Here is an 18790-nt window from a genome sequence, read left to right on the forward strand (position 1 = left end):
AGGCGGCTTCAGGCATCTCCGTACGCTTCACCGCCGAGCTCCAGTCCCGCCGTCCCCGCCGTGGCGTCGGCCAGCCAGGAACGGAAGTCGTCGATGCCGGCGTCGGGCAGCCCGATCTCGACGGTGACGGACTCCGCGTACCGCACCTCGCGCACATCCCGCCCGGTCGCCCGCAGATCGTTCTCCAGTTTCCCCGCCCGCTGGTGGTCGACGGTGACGGTGGCCAGGCGGAAGCGCTGCCTGGTGAGGGTGCCGAGCGCGTCCAGGGCTTCGCCGACCGCCCCGCCGTATGCCCTGATCAGCCCGCCCGCGCCGAGTTTCACACCGCCGTAGTAACGGGTGACGACAGCAACGACATAACGGACTTCTCGCCGCAGCAGCATCTGCAGCATGGGTACGCCCGCCGTGCCGCCCGGTTCACCGTCGTCGCTCGCTTTCTGCACGGCGGCGTCGGCACCGATGACGTAGGCGAAGCAGTTGTGGCTGGCGGCCGGGTGCTCCTTGCGGATGCGTGCGACGAAGGCCTGCGCCTCCTCCTCGGTGGCGGCCGGGGCGAGCGCGCAGATGAAGCGCGATCTGTTGACCTCGGTCTCGTGCACGCCCTCGCGGGCGACCGTCCGGTACTGCTCCTGCATTCCGCCACCCTATGCGCCGCCCGGAGGGGAATGCTCCGCGCCGGCCGTCCGTTGTCCCGGGCATGCACGCAGACGCAGAGACGATCCGCAGAATCCTTACCTCGACGGGCGACACCTGGGCGGTGGTCGGCCTCTCCAGCAACGAGGCGCGGGCGGCACACGGGGTCGCCGACGTCCTCCAGCGCTACGGCAAGCGCATTGTGCCGGTGCACCCCAAGGCCGAGACGGTCCATGGCGAGCAGGGTTACGCCACGCTCGCCGACATCCCCTTCGAGGTCGATGTGGTCGATGTCTTCGTCAATTCCGGCCAGGCGGGTCCGGTCGCGGACGAGGCCGCCGCGATCGGCGCGAAGGCGGTCTGGTTCCAGCTGGGTGTGATCGACGAGGATGCGTACGAGCGCACCCGCGCGGCCGGACTCGACATGGTCATGGACCGCTGCCCGGCCATCGAGATCCCACGGCTCGGCTGAGCGCCGACCGGCGGAGGGGGAACCGCATTTGAGCACGATCCACAGCACCGGGCAGCTGGCCGCACAACTGGCGGGGCTGGGTGTCGAGCCGGGCGGCGTCCTGATGGTGCACGCGTCGCTGCGCACGGTGGGCGCGGTGGAGGGTGGTTCCGTGGGGGTGGTCCGCGCCTTGCGCACGGCCCTCGGCCCGCAGGGCACGCTGGTGGTGCCCTCCTTCACCACGGAGAACTCCGACACCTCCCCCAGCTACCGGGAGCGGGTGCGCGGTCTCGGCGAGGAGGACCTGGCGGCCGTACGGGCGAGCATGCCGCCGTTCGACAGGGCGGCCACACCCGCACCGCTGATGGGCGCGCTCGCCGAGACGGTCCGGCTGTCTCCTGGGGCACTGCGCAGCGGCCATCCGCAGACATCGTTCGCGGCGCTCGGACCACGCGCCGGGCGGATCGTCGCCGACCACGACGCGGACTGTCACCTCGGCGAACGGTCGCCGCTGGCCCGGCTGTACGACGTGGGGGCCCAAGTGCTGCTCCTGGGTACGGGCTTCGACACCTGCACCGCCTTTCATCTCGGCGAGTACCGGCTGCCGGGGCCGCCGAGGCGCAGCTACCACTGTGTGGTGTCCGCGAACGGCGGACGCCGGTGGTGGGAGTACGAGGACGTGGATCTGGACGACAGCGATTTCGCGGCTCTCGGGGCGGACTTCGAACGCGGCCCGAGCGGCTCGGGCGTACGGACGGGTCCGGTGGGCTCGGCGCACAGCCGACTGCTGCGGCTGGTCGACGCCGTCGACTTCGCGCAGGGCTGGCTACGGGAGCACCGGACGGCGCGGGCGGTGCCGCCGACGGGCTGAGCCGGCTGAGCAGGGGGCCCGCGGAACCCCATCGGGGTTGTGGGGGGGTGTATACCAAGCCCCCGGCGTGCGCCCATACTTGCCGCACATCGGTCCTCGTACGGGGGAGGCACCAGTTGGGCCAGCTGATTCGCACCCGGGACGGCCGCGACCTCGCGGTGGAGCAACGCGGCAATCCCCGCGGCAGACCCGTGTTCCTGTTGCACGGCACCCCGGGCAGTCGGCTGGGACCGGCTCCGCGCAGTGCCGTGCTGTACCGGCTGGGGGTACACCTGATCACCTTCGACCGTCCTGGGTACGGCGCTTCGGACCGATTACCGGGGCGGCGGGTGGCCCATGTCGCGGCCGATGTCGAGGCGATCGCCGACGAGCTGGGGTTCGGTGAGTTCGCCGTCGTCGGACGGTCCGGCGGCGCGCCGCACGCACTCGCCTGTGCCGCCCTGATTCCGGAGCGCGCCGTACGGACGGCGGCGCTCGTCGGCCTGGCGCCGCGGGACGCACAGGGCCTCGACTGGTTCGAGGGCATGACCGAGTCCAATGTCCGCGAGTACGTCAACGCGGCAGCCGGGCATCACCAGCTGACCGCCGCGCTGGAGTTCCGTACGGTGACGATCCGGGCGGACCCGACGGGCTCGGTCGCCGATATGCGCCGCGGACTGACGGAATCGGACCGCGAGATCGTCGCCGACGCGGGCATCCGGGCGATGCTGGTGCGCAACTTCGCGGAGGGGCTGCGCAGTTCCGCGGACGGCTGGATCGATGACGTCATGGCGTTCAGTACCGACTGGGAGTTCAGGCCCGAGGACATCAGCTCACCGGTGCTGCTCTGGCACGGCGAGGACGACGTCTTCGCACCGGTGCAGCACACCCGGTGGCTCGCCGAGCGTATTCCGGGTGCGCAGTTGGTGGTGGAGCCCGGAGCGGCGCACTTCGCGGCCCTGCGGGTGCTCACCCGCATACTGAGCTGGGCCACTTCGTGAGCAGGCTGGCCCGCTTCGACGCGGACCGGCCGCCCCTCAGACCGGCTGTGGCTCGAGGTCGCGGTTGACGCGCCGCCAGGCGCGGGCCGCCTCGGTGATCGGATGCTCGATACCCAGCTGCTTGGCGGTCAACTCGAGAACTTCAGCCCGTAGTTGCCTGCTCTCCTCCTCCCGGCCGGCCGAGCGCAGGGTGATCGCGAGGTTGGACCGGCAGGCCAGTACATCCGGGTGAGTCGGCTTGTACCGCCGCAACAGTCCCTCCAGCGCGGCGCGTTCCCAGAGCTCTGCCCGGTCCTGCTGACCGAGGTCGCCATAGGCGTTGGCGAGGTTGATCGCGGTGCACAACGTGAAGGGATGACGCGGTCCCAGTGCTGCCTCGAGCGCAGTACGGACGAGTTCGCCGGATTCCGCTGCCTCTGCCGCCGCACCGAGGCCGCGCTGATAGATGGTCACATTGTTGCGGCAGGCCAGCGTGAAGGGGTGGTCCTCGCCCAGCGTCTCCCGGTACCCGTCCAGGATCTGGTGGGCGAGATCCAGGGCCGCCTGCTTGTCGCCGACCGCCGAGTAGTCGGCGGCCAGATTGAGACCGCAGGCGAGGGCGTCGGGCACCTTCGTTCCGTACCGCTCCCGGTAGCGGCTGTACGTCTCCTCGGTGATGCGCTTCGCCTCGTGCGGGTAGCCGGCCTTGCGAAGGGAGACCGCGAGGCTCTTGGCGGTACGCAGCACCTCGGGCACATCCGCGTTCAGCACCCGCTCGAACGCGGCCACCACCTCCCGCAGGACCTGCACGGAGGACTGGTACTCGCCGGTCTCCCGCAGGTCACGGGCGAGATGCCCCTTGGTCGTCAGGGTGAATGGATGGTCCACACCCAGCAACTCGCTGCGGCGCTCCACCGTTTCCTCGTCCAGCCGTCGTGCTCTCTCGCTGTCGCCGGTGAGCCGGTAGTCGATCGCGAGGTTGTTGGCCGCGATCAGGGTCCGCGGATGGTCCTCCCCGAAGATCCGGCGTAATCCGCGGTAGATCCGCTGGTCCCGTTCCAGCGCCTCGTCGAACCTCCCGAGGGCCCGCAGATCGGCGGCCAGGCTGCCCGTGGTGATCAGAATGCTCGGGTGGTCGTCGTTGGGGTGGGTCTCGTGGAGCACACGGGTCTGCCGGGCGAGTGTGTCCTCGTCCATTTCGCGGGCCTCTTGATACTTGCCCTGTGCCCGCAGCGCGTTGGCGAGTTCGAAGCGGATGTTCAGGGTCTGGAGGTCGTTCTCTCCCAGCTCACGGGTCCAGGTCTTGTTCAGCTGCAGGCCCAGCAGCCGGGCGCCCTCCAGTTCACCGCGCTTGAGCAGATAGCGGATTCGGTCGACCATCAGCTGCCGTACGTTCTCCTCGTCGCAGTCCGCGATACCGGACGGACCGAGATGGGGCCAGATCAGGTCGAAACTCGGCCAGCTCTTCGGGTCGTTCACCGGATTGTCCCGTTCCACCTCCTCCGCGGGCCGGGCCTCCGCGAGAACGCGGTGCACTTCGTGCTTGGCCAGATCCTGTTCCTCCGGCGTGAGTCCGGCCCGCACGGCCGCCTGCACGAGCCGGTGGACCTGGATGCTGCTGTCCGCCGGGTCCACCTTGGCCAGTGCGAACCGGTTCAGCGTCTGGATGACCTTGCCCAGCATGTACCTTTCGCGAAGGTCGGGGTCGTAGGGCAGGAGCGACTGGAACATGGAGTCACTGCCGATGAGCTTCATCGAGATCGGCTCCGCGGAGAAGAAGGAGCAGAGCTCCAGCAGCCGCACCGCCGCCCTGGACTCCTTGCGGAGCCGCGCGATGGAGATGTTCCAGGTCGCGCCGATCTGGTCCTCGGGATCGCCGAGGGACAGCACTTTGGTGCTCTGCTCCCTCAGCTGCTCCACATAGGAGTCCACCGGAGTGGCCGTCTCGGCGAGCCAGGCGGCCGCCACTTCCACCGCCAGCGGGAGGTCACCGACCGCCTCGGCGACCCGGTCGGCGTCCCGGGCAGGCAGTTTCGACACTCTTCGGCACAGGTGCTCCACGCTCTCGGCGCGGGTGAAGACCTCCACCTCCATCGGTTCCAGCCGCGTCGACACCGGCTTGTTGCGGCAGGTGGCGAGGATATGGCCGTAGACGCCGTCGGACAGCGGGCCGGTCTCCTCGGGCAGCAGGTCCAGCGCCCGGTCGAGATCCTCCACGTTGTCGAAGATCAACAACCAGCGGGAGTACGGCACTCCGCGCCGCAGTGCCAGCAGCGCCGCCTGGGCCGCCTCGGCGACCACATCGCCGGCCCGCAGATCCAGCTCGGTGGCCAGCTCCGCGAGCGACGAGACCACTCGGTCGGGCTGTTCCGCCTCCACCCACCACACAAGGTCGTAGTCGGCGCGGAATCGGTGCGCGTACTCTCTGGCCACTTGCGTCTTGCCCACGCCACCCAGCCCGTACAGGACTTGGGGGAACCGCCGGGCGGAGCGGATGTCGCCGCGCAGCTGGTCGCGCAGCCGGTCCAGTACGGGAGCACGGCCGGTGAACCAGGCATGGCGGGGCCGCACATTCCACACCTTGGGTACGGCCCCCGGGTAGCGCACCCCGGAGTCCGTGTCCGTCGGCAGGGGCGAGCCGGCCCTATCCCCGCGGTCCAGCGCGGACAGCAGGGCCGTGGCCGCGTCGGCCTCGTCCAGCCGTACGAGGTCGACGACACCCCGGCTGCTGATGGGCAGACTCAGCCGTACGTCGCCGACGCGTATCGGGAGCAGCTGACGGCGGCTGCCGGAGGAGTCGAGGCTCATGAACGACTCCCAGAGGTTCCCGGCCCGGCGCGAGCTGAGGAAGGCCTGCGAGACGACGGGGAGCACGCGGTACGCCCCGCCCGACGCGAATTCCCTTTCGACCAGGGCCGGATCCGCCGAACGGACGTCCACGGACATCACCTGGACCCCGTCGCGGGTGAGCACCCATTCCAGCCAGTCGGCCCACATCTGGTCCTCGGCCACATACGGCACCACCACATTCGCCGGCGGCACCGGCCGTCGCCGCGTATAGGCCGCCACATGGGTGAGCCGTTCCGCCTCGTCGATCGGCGGCAGCGTACTCACCAGCCCGTCGGTGAGCACGGAGGCCAGCCGTTCGCAGGCGGTGAGCATCGAACTGGAGATGTTCGGAGCGTCTCCGAAGGTCGCCAGAATCTCTTCGTAGGCATAGAACGGGCGGTACGGAACCTCCACCGATCCCCAGTAGCCGGCGAGTTCTTCTCTGCTCAGTCCGGCGGGAAGCCCGGGAAAGCTCTCCCTGGCCAGCGCCCGTCCGGCATCGGCCTTCTCCTTCTCGCCGTCGTCGATCCGCATCGGCACCGGCAGGATGCGGATGCGTTTGTCGTGGAAGCGCTCTTCGATGTCCCGGGCCACGGCTGAGGCACCGTCGATACTCTGGTCGCTCAGGGTGAAGCAGACCACCAGGACCTGCGGCATCTGAACGGTACAGATATCGGCGATATCGCTGAGTCCGGTCCTGCTGTCGATCAAGGTGTAGTCGTAGTGCCGGCGCATGTCCGCGCGCATGGCGTCGAAGAACTGGCCGCCTCCGAAACGCTCGTAGAAGTCGTCCCAGTCCATCCTGCCGACGGTCGACGAATAGTCACGATTGCGCCGGCCGGCGGAGAGGAAGTCCAAGCTGCCGCCTTGCGGGAAGGCCCAGTTGAGGGAGGTCGCATGTGGCCTGACCCGCGCGTATTCACGGTGCCAGTCGGGTTCACGCTCCGCGGCCCGCCGGGCCTCCTCCTGGTATTCGGTGATCAGATTGATCAGCCCGGGAGTGGCCTCCAGGTCGGAAAGATCGAGGAACGGGTGGAAGAAGCGGTGCAGTCCCGGTGCTTCCAGGTCCCAGTCGACGGCCAGTACCCGATAGCCGTTCGCCGCCAGAATCCAGGCGACATTGGCCAGCGCCATGGTGCGGCCCGTGCCGCCCTTGTACGAGTAGAAAGTGACAATGGTCCCTTGACGGTTCTCCATCATGACGACCCCTCCCCGTTGTCGGCGTTGTCCTTTGCCTGGTCACCTGGACGAGCGGTGGATGCGCGAACTCCGGAGCCGTAGCCGATTCCCGACGGAAGAACGCGTGGGATCGGATCGCTGGGCCCTTCCGGCGGATAGGTCGGCGCATGAGCCGCGTAGTGTCTGCCCGCCGCGTTCACCGCGCCCGGCAGCTCCTGGCTGAAGGCCTCCAGGGTGGGGAGTCCGCCACCCGGTGACCGGTGGCCGCCGCTCTCCTCCGGCCGCGGCGCCAGGGACTCCTCGGTCGCCGCACGTAACTCGTCCTCCCGCTGCCGGGACACCGGGTCCTCGCGGTTCCAGGGGATCATGACGCTGATCCACGGCCGCTCCTCGGCACACAGCCGCCGCACCAGTTCTCTGCGATGCGGGGAGTCGAGCGCCCAGCGGTCCAGCAGCAGCAGTCCTGGCGCCTGCGGCGGGCCGGGGGCCAACAGCCGCTCGGCCTCGGCCTCGAACTCCCCGACACGCACCCGGTAGTCCAGGTTCCGGACGAGATCGACGGCGTGGTCGGCGAGCGGCCTGGACGACTTCGGATGGTACGGATTCCAGTCGCGCGGGCGCGGGCCATAGCAGTCGGGGCCTCGGTCCTCCGGCAGATCCGACCGGGAGCAGGCGAGTACCGATACCTCCATCTCCCGTGCCGGTCCGGGCGGCCCGAACGCGCTCGGCATCGCGCCGTAGTCCTGGTGCGGGTCACCCTCGGTGATGCGGGTCTGCTCCGCCACGCTGACTATGCGCTTCGCCAGGAGGTAGACCGCGCGCTCGTACTGGTCGCGGAGGTATCTGAGCTTGATCAGCCCGTAGAACCCCTCGTCGGCGTAGTCGTCACCGAAAGCCGCATGGTTGAACTGCAGCCGCTCCGCGGGCTGCGGCAGCTGCCTGGCCGGTACCGGCACCCAGAGCGCCGGAACGATCCCGCTCACCGAGCTGCCATTGCTCCGCGCCTGGTGGTGCGCCGCCCGCGTCGAGAACACGAACCATTCCCGGCCGCACTGCTCACTGAGGAAATAGCGTGGCGAATAGAGCGGCACAAAGACCCTGCAGGAGGCCAGAGCCTCCGAAAGCCGCTCCTGCCATCCTTCGCCGGGCTGCATCTGCTGGTCCATGAAACCGGCCGGCACCCCGGCCGGAAGCGACGTCAGCTGCAGCACATGGGCGCACAGATCACGATAGAACCTCTCCACCCAGATGTTCGGGTCTTTGTCCTTCGGATGATTCTTCGGCGTATGCGCATAGCTGAGGAAGAAGTACGGTTCTGCCCCAACTCCCCCTGCCCCCATGGCTCCAAGCACCAACATCTCCCCCGGTCCATGTGAATGGATCCTCAGTGTAGGAAACGTCGATTACTCGGCGGAACAGCGCGAACACGCCTGCTCCTCAAGGGGTCACGTTCCGAGCCTGCCAGTCGGCGCGATGGGACTCGGCCGCGCGCCGAGCCTCGGACAGGGCGTCGGCCGAGACCGGTTCCGCCGACCACCCCTGCGCCGTGCTCGCCATCCCTGCCACGAATCGCTCCCCGAGGGGCGTCAGGAGACCGGACGTGGCCAGCACTTCGACCGCCTCGGAGGTCTGCTGCCGCCAGCGGGCGAACTGCGCCTCCGCCGTTCGCGCCGCTTCGCCCTGCGCCGTGTGCCGTCGTACGCGCCAGAAGTCCGTCACCGCGATATGCGCGTACGTCCCCTGGATCAGCCCGGCCAGTGGTCTTGGATCGTAGCGCCACGGGGCGTAGAACGTCCGGGTGTCCGCGGGATCGTAGAGATCGTGACTGTCCAGTACCGCACCCAGCTTCACATGCTGGAATTCATGGACGATGAGCAGCGCCAGCAGATCCGGGGAATCGGGCCGGGCCGCCCCGACGGCTCCGAAGGCTTCTCTGGAAGCGGCACTGACATCGCTGCCGTCCGGTGAGTGCAACGGCGTGATGGCCCGGAGACCGGCGGCCACGCCCGGCGCGTACACGGGCAGTTCACGCCCGATGAGCGACCATGCCTCGGTCAGGTCCTCCGCCCACATCTTGGCCTCACCCGGGGAGAGACGGGGCGCGACGGGCCATTGATGGGAGTCGCGCAGTGGGTCGGTGTCCTCCAACGCCACCGTCCAGCCGGGCAGTTCGACCAGTCGTACGGGCTGCCAGTGCGGAGTGAGTCCGTCCACCCCTTCGTCCCATCCGATCCACAGCTCACGACCCGCGGCCCGCACGGAGAAACCTTCGGCGCCCGCGGTGACTTCGGCGTGGTCCGCACATGTGGTGAGTGACACCGAGCCGAGGCCGGGAAGGCGCAGCATTCCCTCCCGCAGCGGGACGACGACACTGTCGCCGCGTCGGGCCCGGAGCGCGGCGGCAGCAGCGAGCTCCGCAAGACCGCCCACGACGGTCGCCGGTGCCGAACCCTCCAGGATTCGCAGGGCCCACGGCCGCAGGTAGGGATGAGCCACCACCGCGTCCAGCGCGTCGGGCGCGGCGGCATCAAGTTCAATCAGCAGTTCCCCGGCCTGCGCGGCGATGCGGTCTTCCCGGGGGGCATGCTCCAGCACAGCCGCCAGCAGATCGCCGTTGAACTCGAGTTGAGCGGCCGCCAGCCGCCCCACGGTCTCCTCGCCACCGAAACCGGCGGCCAGCTCCTCGAGATCACCGGTGTGAACGGAGAGGCCGGTGTCCGCCGGCCGCGCCGGGGCGGAGGCTTCCCTGTCACGGATATTCATGATGAGTTCCATCAGGTCGGGGCAGAACACGGAGGGATTGTCGAAGCCGCTGCCGCTTCGATAGCGATGGGCGTAGAGGCCCCCGCCGCAGGACTCGACCACCGGGCAGGCACGGCACTCCTGGCTCAGCTGCTCGGCTCCCTGCTGGCGGGCGAGCATTCCGGGATGACGCAGAACCTCGTCAAGCGAGTGCGCAAAGACGTCCATACCCGTCACAGGCGCGCCGTCGTAGGCCGTTTTGAGGCTGTCGGCCTGCTCGAATGTGCCGTCCGTCTCGATCACCACGAGATCCGCCGGCGCCAGCCCCAGGGATTCGGTGAGACTGCTTTCACCGCGCAGCGTGCGCAGTACGGAGTCGAAGATCCGCACGGGGACCGGACGGCCCGCGTCGTCCCAGCGCCGGTATATGACATCCAGCCAGTCCGCGTAGGGAGTCGCCGATCCGTCGGGGCGGGGCGGCGGTGCGTCCCACGTCGCGTGCGGCAGGAGGAAGTCGAGACGCGGTGGATCGAGAGCGACCAGAGCGTCGTACACGGCCACCGGATCATTCTCGACATCGATCGTGCACAGCAGCCCGGCGAACAGGTGCCTGTATCGGGGCTGATTCAGCAGAGCGACCGCACGCAACACCTGCGGGTGGCTGCTGCGGCCGTCGGCATAGCGGCGATGACGGTCGTTGGAGGCCTTGTCACCGTCCAGGGAAACGCCGACCTTGATGCCTGATTCAACAAAGAGATCGCAGAACTGCTCGTTGAGGAGGACGCCGTTCGTGTGAATCCTGAGATCGAGCGCACTGACACCGCGTAACGCGCGCTGGAGCTCCTCCGCCGCCTTCCGCAGCCGGCCGGGACCGGCGAGCAGCGGCTCCCCGCCGTGGAGTACCACGTGGACCGTCGGCAATCGGTGAGCCCTGGCGTGTTCGGCGATCCGGTCCGCCGCTTGCTCCAGAACAGCTTCCGGCACCGCCTTGGGCCGGCCACGCCAGCTCGTATCCGCGTGTTCGTACACATAACAGTGGTCACATGCAAGGTCGCATCGACTGTGCACCTTGAGTACGAACTGTGTAAGAGCTGGCAATGGCCGGTCCATGATGTGGATCTATCCGGCCACTCAGATCGAAGACTGGAAGGTCGCGACCACCGGACTCGACCCCGTACCGGTCGACAGCAACCGGCTGACAGTCGCCGGCAGCTCCCTGCCATGGACGGGGGCCCGCTTGGCCAGCGGCACACGAGAGGCCGCCTGCCGGAGGGGTGCGGGCCCGGGCCTACCGGCCGCGGAGACAAGAGCGGTGTTCATTGAGCCCCTTTTCGGGTGAGTGACATAGACGGGCGCCAGTGCCCGACATAGAAATACGACCCACCCATCCCATTTTGCACAAATTCGGGCTTTTCGGGCGGACTGCATACGCGCGATCCCCCCGGAGCCAGAACGAAAGTCGACGGTCTCAGGTACGCCGGCACCCGCACAAGCCACCCTTTCGGTCGACCCGTCCGGACGCCGGCCGGCCCATCTGTCGCATTCGGCGTACGCCACTCAATCACGCTGCCCGGTGGGCCGAGAGCAGGGAATGGGTGACCGTAGACAGAATCCCTCGACGTCGTCAAGGATGGCTACTCTTCGGCGAGTTCGGCAAAAAAATGGTGCTGGATCGAGATCTTCAGCCCCTCTCCCCGCGACGGCTATACACCCAAGCCCGCGAGAACCACCGCTCCCGGAAGCGCCGCGAAGGCCTTGCCCGGGAGGATCAACTTGCCGCGGCGCCGCCCACTGCCGATCAGGACCCACTCGGTGTCGACGACGGCCGAGTCCACCAGCAGCGGCCAGTCGGCCGGCAGCCCGATCGGTGTGATCCCGCCGTACTCCATACCGGTCGCGCCGGTCGCTGTGTCCATGGAGGCGAACGAGGCCTTGCGTGCGCCCAGTTGCCGGCGTACGACGCCGTTCACGTCGACGCGCGTCCCCGAGAGGACGACGCAGGCAGCCAGCGTGGACCCGCCGCCACGCCTGCCCGCCACGACCACGCAGTTCGCCGACTCGTCGAGCAGCTCCTGCCCGTAGTGCTCCACGAAGGCCGCGGTGTCAGCGATCTCCGGGTCGGTGTCGACGTAGATCAGCTGCTCGAGGGGGACCTCGCCACTCCAGCGGCCGACCGCGTCGACGACCGGCCGGGGCAGTAGGCCGAGACAGTCGACGGCGGCCCGGGCGTCGTCGAAGCTTCCGATGGGGGCGCGCATGCGCGCAACGCTAACAGCCGTCGTACCGCCCGCGATTGGCCGTCTCAGCGTACGGGCGGGATGGAGACCGCCATGGTCATCTCGACCGTCTCCTCGCCGTCGTTGCGGTAGGCGTGCGGCACGTTCGCCTCGAAGGTCGCGGACGTCCCGGCCGGCAGGGAGTGCGGCTCGCCGTCGACGAGGAGGGTGAGCTCGCCCGCGGTGACATGGAGCAGCTCGACCGTCCCGTCGGGATGCGGATCGGAGGCGCTTTCGTCGCCCGGCATCAGCCGCCAGGCCCACAGCTCCAGCGGCCCGCGGCGCTCGGTGCCGACCAGCAGCGTGGTGTAGCTGCCGGTCGAAGTGGACCACATGCGTACGGCCTGCTCCGGAGGTACGACGCGGACCTGCGGGCCCTGCTCGTAATCGAGGAGCGTGGTGATGCTGACGCCCAGAGCGTCGGCGAGTTTCACTGTCGTACCGACGCTCGGATTCGTACGCGCCTGCTCAATCTGAATGATCATGCCGCGACTGACCCCCGCCCGAGCGGCGAGGGCGTCGAGAGTGAACCCCCGCTCGCCGCGCCAGCGCTTGAGATTACGGGCGAGCGACTGCGTGAGCTGGTCGAGGTCCGACACTTTACGTCCAATATCATGGATGGCAGAGTTCAATAGACTGCACTACGGTGTGGTGCACCCAAACGTTCACTGCACTGTACTGCGAGGGCCTGTCATGACCGCACTCTTCGCCCTGGCCACCAGCGTCCTCTGGGGGCTGGCCGACTTCGGCGGCGGGCTGCTGACGCGACGCGTCCCGGCACTCACGGTTGTCGTCGCCTCGCAGTCGATCGCGGTCGTGGTGCTGGGTTCGATCGTCCTCGCGACCGGCGGCAGGCAGGAAGCGGGACCGCAGCTCTGGTACGCCGTCGCGGCAGGCACGGTCGGCCCGGTGGCGATGCTGTGCTTCTACAAGGCACTCGCGCTGGGCCCGATGGGCGTGGTCTCACCGCTCGGATCGCTGGGCGTCGCCGTGCCCGTCAGTCTCGGGCTGATCATCGGCGAACGGCCCGGACTGCTCCAGTTCGCCGGTATCGCGGTGGCCGTGGCCGGCATCGTACTGGCGGGCGGCCCTCAGCTGCGCGGCGCACCGGTGCAGCGGCAGGCGATCCTGCTGACGCTGCTCGCCGCCTTCGGTTTCGGCGCGGTGATGGCCCTGATCTCCGAGGCCTCGACCACCATCACCGGGCTCTTCCTCGCGCTCTTCGTCCAGCGCGTCACCAATGTCACGGTCGGCGGCACGGCTCTGTACGTATCGGTGAAGCGCGGCGCCCGGGCCCTGCCCGAGAACGGCGGGATACGGGTCGTCCGGTCCTCGCTGCCGGCTCTCGCCTTTGTCGGCCTCGCCGATGTCGCGGCCAACGGCACCTACTCCATCGCCGCTCAGCACGGGCCCGTCACCATCGCCGCCGTCCTCGCGAACCTCTACCCGGTGATCACGGTGCTCGCCGCACTCATGATCCTCAAGGAGCGTCTGCGCGTGGTCCAGGCGACCGGCGCCGGTCTCGCACTCGTGGGCACAGTGCTGCTCGCGAGCGGCTAAGAGCCGTCCGGCTCCAGGTCCCCGAGCGCCAGCAGCTGCTCCGGAGTGACGCCTTCCGGAATCGGTACGGGAGTGGGGGTACGCAGCGGAGGCTCCCAGCCGCGAACCGGATCCCAGCTCCGTACGACCCGGGCGGGCGCGCCGGCCACCACCGAGTGGTCGGGCACCTCGCCTCGTACCACCGCGCCTGCGGCCACCACCACATTGCGGCCGAGCCGCGCGCCGGGCAGCACCACCGCGCCGGTACCCAGCCAGCAACCAGGGCCGATTTCTACGGCTTCGGTGCGCGGCCACTGCTTGCCGACCGGCTGGTGCGGGTCGTCGTAGCTGTGGTTGGTCGAGGTGATGTAGACGTACGGGCCGCAGTACGTGTCCGAGCCGATGATCACCCTGGTGTCGGCGATCACATGGCTGCCGCGGCCCAGGACCACACCGTTGCCCAGGGTCAGGATCGGGTCGGCGCCCAGATCGAGTCCCGGCATCATCCCCGCGGTGAGGGTGACCTGCTCGCCGATGATGCAGTGGTCGCCGAGCTCGATCCAGGCCTCACCGAAGACGGTGCCCTGCGGGAAGGCGAGCCGGGTGCCGGAGCCGAGCCGGCGGAAACGCAGCCGTCCGGGGTGCTCGGCGGTGACGGCGCCCGCCTCCTGCACCCAGCGCCAGCCGCGGTGGACGGCGGACGCGAGGACGCGACGCCGCCAGGTGGTGAGCGATGAGAACGTGTTTCTGTTCTTCGGCACCCGCACACGGTAGTCGGTGCACGTGAACTGATCATCACGGCGTGCTGTGATCTTCCCCCCACGCGTCATCCGGTGTGGCGGACGACCGATCCGGTGCCCTCGTGCCGAGGCGCGGGCGAGTGTCTCCCCGGGCCGGCCGGGTACCCCTCCCGTGAGTGCCGCCCGACCGGTCGCCTACGGTGCATCTACGCGCGACCGGTGAGCACCAAGGAGCAGGCATGGCGGAGCGGGCTTTGATTTCAGGCGTGGGCGGCCGGACCCCGAAGGTCGACCCGGGGTCGTTCACCGCACCGACGTCCGTGGTCGTCGGCGATGTCACCCTGGCCGCCGGGTCGAGCGTCTGGTACCAGACCGTGCTCCGCGGCGACGGCGGGCCGATCACCATCGGCGCCGGCAGCAATATTCAGGACAATTGCACCGTGCATGTCGACCCTGGGTTCCCGGTCACCGTCGGCGAGCGCGTCTCGGTCGGCCACAACGCCGTACTGCACGGCTGCACCGTCGAGGACGACGTACTGGTCGGCATGGGCGCCACCGTGCTGAACGGCGCGCACATCGGTGCCGGTTCGCTGATCGCGGCTCAGGCACTGGTGCCGCAGGGGATGCGCGTCCCACCGGGATCGCTGGTCGCGGGCGTACCGGCCAAGGTCAAGCGGCAGCTGACCGAGGAGGAGCTCGAGGGCATCAAACTCAACGCCGCGGTCTATGTGGATCTCGCCGAGGAGCACCGCGCGGCCCACGAGGCCTGACCGGTCCGGCCGCGGGACCGGTTCAGTCGGCGGTGGGCACGGGCTCCGGCTCGGTCCCTGCCGGCTGGGTCTGCGACTGCGCGGCGGCCTTCTTGGCGCGGTTCTTCAGGACGAGCATCGAGGTGAGCCCGATCAGGACCGCGAGGACCAGCCCCAGCCAGGAGAACCGCTTGAGCCAGGCTTCCGCGACGACACCGACGGAGTAGATGACGGCGGTCGTGCCGCCGGCCCAGAGGATCCCGCCGAGGACATTGGCGATGAGGAACTTCCAGTACGGCATGCGCAGTACGCCCGCGAGCGGCCCCGCGAAAATGCGCAGCAGCGCGACGAAGCGGCCGAAGAAGACGGCCCACATGCCCCACTTCTCGAACGAGCGCTCCGCCATGGCGATCTGGGCCTCGCCGAAGTGCTTGGGGAACTTCCCGCCGAGCCACGCCAGCAGGGGTCTTCCGCCCTTGCGGCCGATGGCGTACCCGATGGAGTCACCGATGATGGCGCCGGCGGACGCGCAGCCGCCGAGGATGTACGGATTGATGTCGCCGTGCTGGGAGGCGAGCAGCGCCGAGCTGACAAGGACGATCTCGCCCGGCAGCGGGATGCCGAGGCTCTCGAGCCCGATGACCACCCCCACCAGGAGATAGACGCTCACCGCGGGGACGGTCTCGAGCCACTCCTGGACGTGCAACGCCGGTTCCTCCTGAGTTCGCAGGGCATCGGCTGCCCGGCGTGCGCCCCGTCGGCACACGCCGGGAAGCCTACCCGGTCGGCATGTGACCAGCCTCAGGCGTTGGGGCGCAGCGTCCAGACGATGGTCATCTCACCGGTCACCGCGCCGTCCTCGCGCTGGATGGCGATGACGACCGGGAACTCGGGGCGCTTGCCCGCGTCCAGTTCCGCGACAACGTCCGCGACGGGACGGCCGAGGGTGGCGGTCGCCGTGACGACGCCCATCGCCAGCTTCTTGTAGCCGATTTCCGCCCTGACGGCGAGCGGCACGGCACGGGTCATCTGGTCGCCGAAGGCGGCGATGACGATGGCGCCGCTGGCGGTCTCGGCGAGCGTGAACATCGCTCCGGCGTGCGGTCCGCCGACGTGGTTGTGGAAGTCGGCCTGGTCCGGCATACGGACGACGGCACGCTCGGCCGTGGTCTCGAGGAACTCCAGGTTCAAGGTCCTGGCCATGGGAACCGTCGCGGCGAGCATCTCGCCGACGGACATCTGATCAGCGCTCATGGAAGGCGATGTTACCCATGAGTAGCTCGGCTTGGCCATCCCCTGCCGGGGGCGGCCGTGGCAACGGTGGGGCGGCACCTCTATCGTTGCTCGCCATGTGGCCAGGACAGCAGCCGCCCGGGGGCGAGCAGAACCCGCAGGACCAGAACCCGTACCAGCAGCCGGGGTACCAACAGCCGAATCCCTACCAGCAGCCGGGATACCAGCAGCAGGGGTATCAGCAGCCCAACCCGTACCAGCAGCCGACCGCGCCGCAGTACGCCGTGCCCGGGCAGCCGCCGGGTGGGCCGCAGCCGCCGCAGGACAACAAGAAGACGACGACGATCGTCGCGATCGTCGCGGCCACCGCCGTCGTCGCGGCCGCGGTGATCACCGGCGTCTTCGTGCTGAACGGCAAGGACGAGGGCACGACCGACAAGGGCGGCAAGGAGGCCGGCGCTTCCAAGACGCCGGGGTCCGCGAACCCCGGTCAGGTTCCCGCTTCGCCGACCGAGAACCCGCGCGGGAGCGAGGAAGCCAAGCCCACCATCGCGGGCTGGAAGGTCGTCACCAACCCCAAGCACGGTACGCAGTTCGACGTCCCGCCCGCGTGGGAGGTGTCCGGATCAGGCACGAGCACGTTCTTCGAGGACGAGAAGAAGAAGGACGGCAGTCCGGTCGTCGTCATGTCGTCCCCGGCGCACTACAAGAGCAAGTGGTGCACGTTCGACACGGACAAGGACGGCAAGCCCGAGCAATGGGGCCTGGGTACGGTCGGCACCAAGGGGGGCAAGGGTGCCACCGACAGTGCCACGGCCGCCTACAACGAGGCCGGCAACTGGGTGTGGGCCGGCTATGCGCAGACGGAGCCCAAGGGCACGGTCAAAATCACCAAGGCCAAGCCCTACACCTCCAAGTCCGGTCTCTCCGGCAGTGTCGCGACGGCCACCGCCCTCGGCGTCAAGAAGGACAACAAGTGCGAGACCGACGGTAAGTCGATCGCGTTCTCCTTCAAGAACAGCAAGGGCGACTTCACCAGCTGGGTCCTCTACGCCAACAAGGGCGTCCCGGACGAGGTTCCGGACGCGACCATCGCACAGATACTGAGCACCGTGCGGCTGGCGGACACTCCGGCCGGGTAAGTCGGGAGCGCCACCGGAACCGACGTCCGGAGCGCCATCGGAACCGACGTCCGAAGCGCCGTCGGAGCCGACGTCGGCCTGAGGTCCGAACGGGCGCGGGGTCACGTGACTTGCCCGCACCACCCGCGCCCGCCCCGGACCTACCGGTCCGGCTCGCCGTCCTCAGCCGTCCTCCGGCATCGGTGCGGGCCGGGCCTGCTTCGTCCGTTCCGGCGTCCAGTAGTCCCGCACCTCGTCGGGGCTCTGCCGCACATCGCTGCTGGTGGTCCCGGAGTCCGGCTTCGGCTTGGGGGCCTGGGCGGCCGCGGCGCTGCGCCATGCGGCCGCCGCCACGACAGCGGCGAGCAGGACGAGGGCGGTGCCCCATCGGCTCAGGCTACTGCGACGCATCGGACTGCTCCTGTCGGGTTGTCAGGTGACGCCGCCCTGGGCGTCGAACATCGCCTTGACCGCGTCATCGAAGTACGAACTCCGGTTCCAGCCGCCCGTGGCGAGCGTGCTCATCGCTCCGTTGACATACCCCAGGCCGTTGGAGTCGTTGAACTCCCGCAGCCACGGGCCGCCGCTCGATCCGCCTCCGAAGTCACACTGGAGTTCGATGCGGCCGTCGCTGACCGCTCGCGTCGTGCCCGTACAGGCCCACTGGAGCTCGCCGCCGTCGCGGTTGCCCGGGTAGCCCATCACGGTCATGGCCTGGGTACGCGAGTAGTTCCAGCTCAGTCCGTGACCGCCGGTGACATTGACGATCTTGTTGCCGTTGAGCGGCCAGGTGGTCACCATCGCCACGTCCCGGCCGAGGTCGCTGCTGCTGATCCAGGAGTTGAAGGTGCGGAACTGCTTGGCGGAGAAGGTGCCGAACGGACGGGCACCGGAGCGGTAGCGCGGGGCATACGTCCAGTTCGTCATCCACGTGCCGCCGCTGCCGCCGTGTACGCAGTGCCCGGCGGTGATCAACATCTGCTTGGAGGCGCTGTTGAGGGCACTGGCGGAGCAGGTGTAGTTGAGTCCGTTGCTGGGGTTGGTGAAGAACACCTTGCCCACCGCGGCGGATTCGTTGATCAGCGTCCTGACCGTGTCCGACCGCCCGCGGGCGGGCGGGGTCGATCCCGGCTTTCCGGTGGGTCCGGCCTTGCTCTCGGCGGCGCGCGGCAACCCGGCTGTCCGGTCGAGCGAGATGGCTGTTCTCATCCGCTCCGGTGTCCAGTAGCGGGCCAGTGCCGCGGCGGCGGCCGGCGAGTCGACCGGCGCACCTCCTGCAAGTCGCGGGGTGGAGGTGGTGGTCGCGGCTCCGGCGGGGACCGCGGCGGAGCCGGGCCCGGCGGGGGCGGGTTCCGCCATGGTGGGACCCGCCCCGACCAATGCCAGCAATGCGGCAGTGGCCAACGGCAGAAGTGCGTGTCTCAGACTGCGCACGGGTGAAACCCCCAAAGGTCGATTCGGACGCGCA

17 protein-coding genes are annotated in these 18790 nt (G+C 69.0%); 6 read left to right on the forward strand and 11 right to left on the reverse strand.

Annotation, left to right across the window (positions count from 1 at the left end):
* Nucleotides 1-8: 8 nt before the first annotated feature.
* The gene (locus tag ACWDZ6_RS26990; protein ID WP_451504898.1) at nucleotides 9-635 is read right to left on the reverse strand and encodes a YigZ family protein; all 627 of its coding nucleotides are present in this window, start codon (nucleotides 633-635) and stop codon (nucleotides 9-11) included.
* Nucleotides 636-697: 62 nt separating this feature from the next.
* Between ACWDZ6_RS26990 and ACWDZ6_RS26995 the strand changes: the two genes are divergently transcribed.
* From ACWDZ6_RS26995 to ACWDZ6_RS27005, 3 genes are all read left to right on the forward strand, one after another.
* The gene (locus ACWDZ6_RS26995; protein WP_366734749.1) at nucleotides 698-1105 is read left to right on the forward strand and encodes a CoA-binding protein; all 408 of its coding nucleotides are present in this window, start codon (nucleotides 698-700) and stop codon (nucleotides 1103-1105) included.
* 28 nt (nucleotides 1106-1133) lie between these two features.
* On the forward strand, nucleotides 1134-1955 hold the full coding sequence (locus ACWDZ6_RS27000; protein ID WP_451504899.1) for an aminoglycoside N(3)-acetyltransferase: 822 nt from the start codon (nucleotides 1134-1136) through the stop codon (nucleotides 1953-1955).
* Between the two features lie 116 nt (nucleotides 1956-2071).
* Complete coding sequence (locus tag ACWDZ6_RS27005) at nucleotides 2072-2935, forward strand: alpha/beta fold hydrolase (protein WP_366734751.1); 864 nt, start codon at nucleotides 2072-2074, stop codon at nucleotides 2933-2935.
* A gap of 36 nt (nucleotides 2936-2971) precedes the next feature.
* Here the strand turns inward: ACWDZ6_RS27005 and fxsT are convergent, their stop codons facing one another.
* From fxsT to ACWDZ6_RS27030, 5 genes are all read right to left on the reverse strand, one after another.
* Nucleotides 2972-6943 (reverse strand): FxSxx-COOH system tetratricopeptide repeat protein, encoded by a 3972-nt coding sequence (fxsT, locus tag ACWDZ6_RS27010; RefSeq protein ID WP_451504900.1) that lies wholly within the window; start codon nucleotides 6941-6943, stop codon nucleotides 2972-2974.
* A complete protein-coding gene (locus ACWDZ6_RS27015) occupies nucleotides 6940-8280 on the reverse strand; it encodes a TIR-like protein FxsC (protein ID WP_451504901.1) in 1341 nt (446 codons plus the stop codon). The genes fxsT and ACWDZ6_RS27015 overlap by 4 nt, the downstream gene beginning before the upstream one ends.
* A 79-nt stretch (nucleotides 8281-8359) precedes the next feature.
* Nucleotides 8360-10774 (reverse strand): FxsB family cyclophane-forming radical SAM/SPASM peptide maturase, encoded by a 2415-nt coding sequence (locus tag ACWDZ6_RS27020; protein WP_451504902.1) that lies wholly within the window; start codon nucleotides 10772-10774, stop codon nucleotides 8360-8362.
* Between the two features lie 593 nt (nucleotides 10775-11367).
* Nucleotides 11368-11922 carry a YbaK/EbsC family protein gene (locus tag ACWDZ6_RS27025; protein WP_451504903.1) on the reverse strand — a complete coding sequence of 185 codons (555 nt, stop codon included), beginning with the start codon at nucleotides 11920-11922 and terminating at the stop codon, nucleotides 11368-11370.
* 44 nt (nucleotides 11923-11966) lie between these two features.
* Nucleotides 11967-12539, reverse strand: coding sequence for a helix-turn-helix domain-containing protein (locus tag ACWDZ6_RS27030; RefSeq protein WP_326648432.1), 573 nt, complete (start codon nucleotides 12537-12539; stop codon nucleotides 11967-11969).
* A 94-nt stretch (nucleotides 12540-12633) separates the two neighbouring features.
* Here ACWDZ6_RS27030 and ACWDZ6_RS27035 point away from each other — a divergent pair, with 94 nt between their 5' ends.
* Nucleotides 12634-13500, forward strand: a complete 867-nt coding sequence (locus ACWDZ6_RS27035) for an EamA family transporter (protein ID WP_451504904.1) — start codon at nucleotides 12634-12636, stop codon at nucleotides 13498-13500.
* On the opposite strand, the gene ACWDZ6_RS27040 is transcribed toward ACWDZ6_RS27035, so the two are convergent.
* Nucleotides 13497-14240: an acyltransferase gene (locus tag ACWDZ6_RS27040; RefSeq protein WP_366734756.1), complete on the reverse strand. Its 744-nt coding sequence runs from the start codon at nucleotides 14238-14240 to the stop codon at nucleotides 13497-13499. The genes ACWDZ6_RS27035 and ACWDZ6_RS27040 overlap by 4 nt on opposite strands.
* 218 nt (nucleotides 14241-14458) lie before the next feature.
* Here ACWDZ6_RS27040 and ACWDZ6_RS27045 point away from each other — a divergent pair, with 218 nt between their 5' ends.
* On the forward strand, nucleotides 14459-14989 hold the full coding sequence (locus ACWDZ6_RS27045; protein ID WP_451504905.1) for a gamma carbonic anhydrase family protein: 531 nt from the start codon (nucleotides 14459-14461) through the stop codon (nucleotides 14987-14989).
* A 22-nt stretch (nucleotides 14990-15011) separates the two neighbouring features.
* Here the strand turns inward: ACWDZ6_RS27045 and ACWDZ6_RS27050 are convergent, their stop codons facing one another.
* Together ACWDZ6_RS27050 and ACWDZ6_RS27055 are read right to left on the reverse strand one after the other, a co-directional pair.
* Entirely contained in the window at nucleotides 15012-15674 is a 663-nt protein-coding gene (locus ACWDZ6_RS27050; protein WP_326648437.1) for a DedA family protein, read from the reverse strand.
* Nucleotides 15675-15769: 95 nt separating this feature from the next.
* Nucleotides 15770-16207 carry a DUF4442 domain-containing protein gene (locus ACWDZ6_RS27055; protein WP_366734782.1) on the reverse strand — a complete coding sequence of 146 codons (438 nt, stop codon included), beginning with the start codon at nucleotides 16205-16207 and terminating at the stop codon, nucleotides 15770-15772.
* Nucleotides 16208-16317: 110 nt separating this feature from the next.
* On the opposite strand from ACWDZ6_RS27055, the gene ACWDZ6_RS27060 reads away from it, so the two are divergent.
* Nucleotides 16318-17343 (forward strand): hypothetical protein, encoded by a 1026-nt coding sequence (locus ACWDZ6_RS27060; protein ID WP_451504906.1) that lies wholly within the window; start codon nucleotides 16318-16320, stop codon nucleotides 17341-17343.
* A gap of 162 nt (nucleotides 17344-17505) precedes the next feature.
* Here ACWDZ6_RS27060 and ACWDZ6_RS27065 read toward each other — a convergent pair whose 3' ends face one another.
* Nucleotides 17506-17733, reverse strand: coding sequence for a hypothetical protein (locus tag ACWDZ6_RS27065; protein ID WP_389183512.1), 228 nt, complete (start codon nucleotides 17731-17733; stop codon nucleotides 17506-17508).
* A gap of 21 nt (nucleotides 17734-17754) precedes the next feature.
* Nucleotides 17755-18681: a trypsin-like peptidase domain-containing protein gene (locus ACWDZ6_RS27070; protein ID WP_451504907.1), complete on the reverse strand. Its 927-nt coding sequence runs from the start codon at nucleotides 18679-18681 to the stop codon at nucleotides 17755-17757.
* Nucleotides 18682-18790 lie beyond the last annotated feature (109 nt).

The sequence above is a fragment of the Streptomyces sp. NPDC002926 genome, from assembly GCF_053591755.1.

Excerpts from the sequence above, each read along its gene's own strand:
- ACWDZ6_RS26990 (WP_451504898.1), bottom strand. The coding sequence starts at position 635 with ATGCAGGAGCAGTACCGGACGGTCGCCCGCGAGGGCGTGCACGAGACC.
- ACWDZ6_RS26995 (WP_366734749.1), top strand. The coding sequence starts at position 698 with ATGCACGCAGACGCAGAGACGATCCGCAGAATCCTTACCTCGACGGGC.
- fxsT (WP_451504900.1), bottom strand. The coding sequence starts at position 6,943 with ATGATGGAGAACCGTCAAGGGACCATTGTCACTTTCTACTCGTACAAG.
- ACWDZ6_RS27015 (WP_451504901.1), bottom strand. The coding sequence starts at position 8,280 with ATGTTGGTGCTTGGAGCCATGGGGGCAGGGGGAGTTGGGGCAGAACCG.
- ACWDZ6_RS27020 (WP_451504902.1), bottom strand. The coding sequence starts at position 10,774 with ATGGACCGGCCATTGCCAGCTCTTACACAGTTCGTACTCAAGGTGCAC.
- ACWDZ6_RS27025 (WP_451504903.1), bottom strand. The coding sequence starts at position 11,922 with ATGCGCGCCCCCATCGGAAGCTTCGACGACGCCCGGGCCGCCGTCGAC.
- ACWDZ6_RS27035 (WP_451504904.1), top strand. The coding sequence starts at position 12,634 with ATGACCGCACTCTTCGCCCTGGCCACCAGCGTCCTCTGGGGGCTGGCC.
- ACWDZ6_RS27045 (WP_451504905.1), top strand. The coding sequence starts at position 14,459 with ATGGCGGAGCGGGCTTTGATTTCAGGCGTGGGCGGCCGGACCCCGAAG.
- ACWDZ6_RS27055 (WP_366734782.1), bottom strand. The coding sequence starts at position 16,207 with ATGTCCGTCGGCGAGATGCTCGCCGCGACGGTTCCCATGGCCAGGACC.
- ACWDZ6_RS27060 (WP_451504906.1), top strand. The coding sequence starts at position 16,318 with ATGTGGCCAGGACAGCAGCCGCCCGGGGGCGAGCAGAACCCGCAGGAC.
- ACWDZ6_RS27065 (WP_389183512.1), bottom strand. The coding sequence starts at position 17,733 with ATGCGTCGCAGTAGCCTGAGCCGATGGGGCACCGCCCTCGTCCTGCTC.
- ACWDZ6_RS27070 (WP_451504907.1), bottom strand. The coding sequence starts at position 18,681 with ATGGCGGAACCCGCCCCCGCCGGGCCCGGCTCCGCCGCGGTCCCCGCC.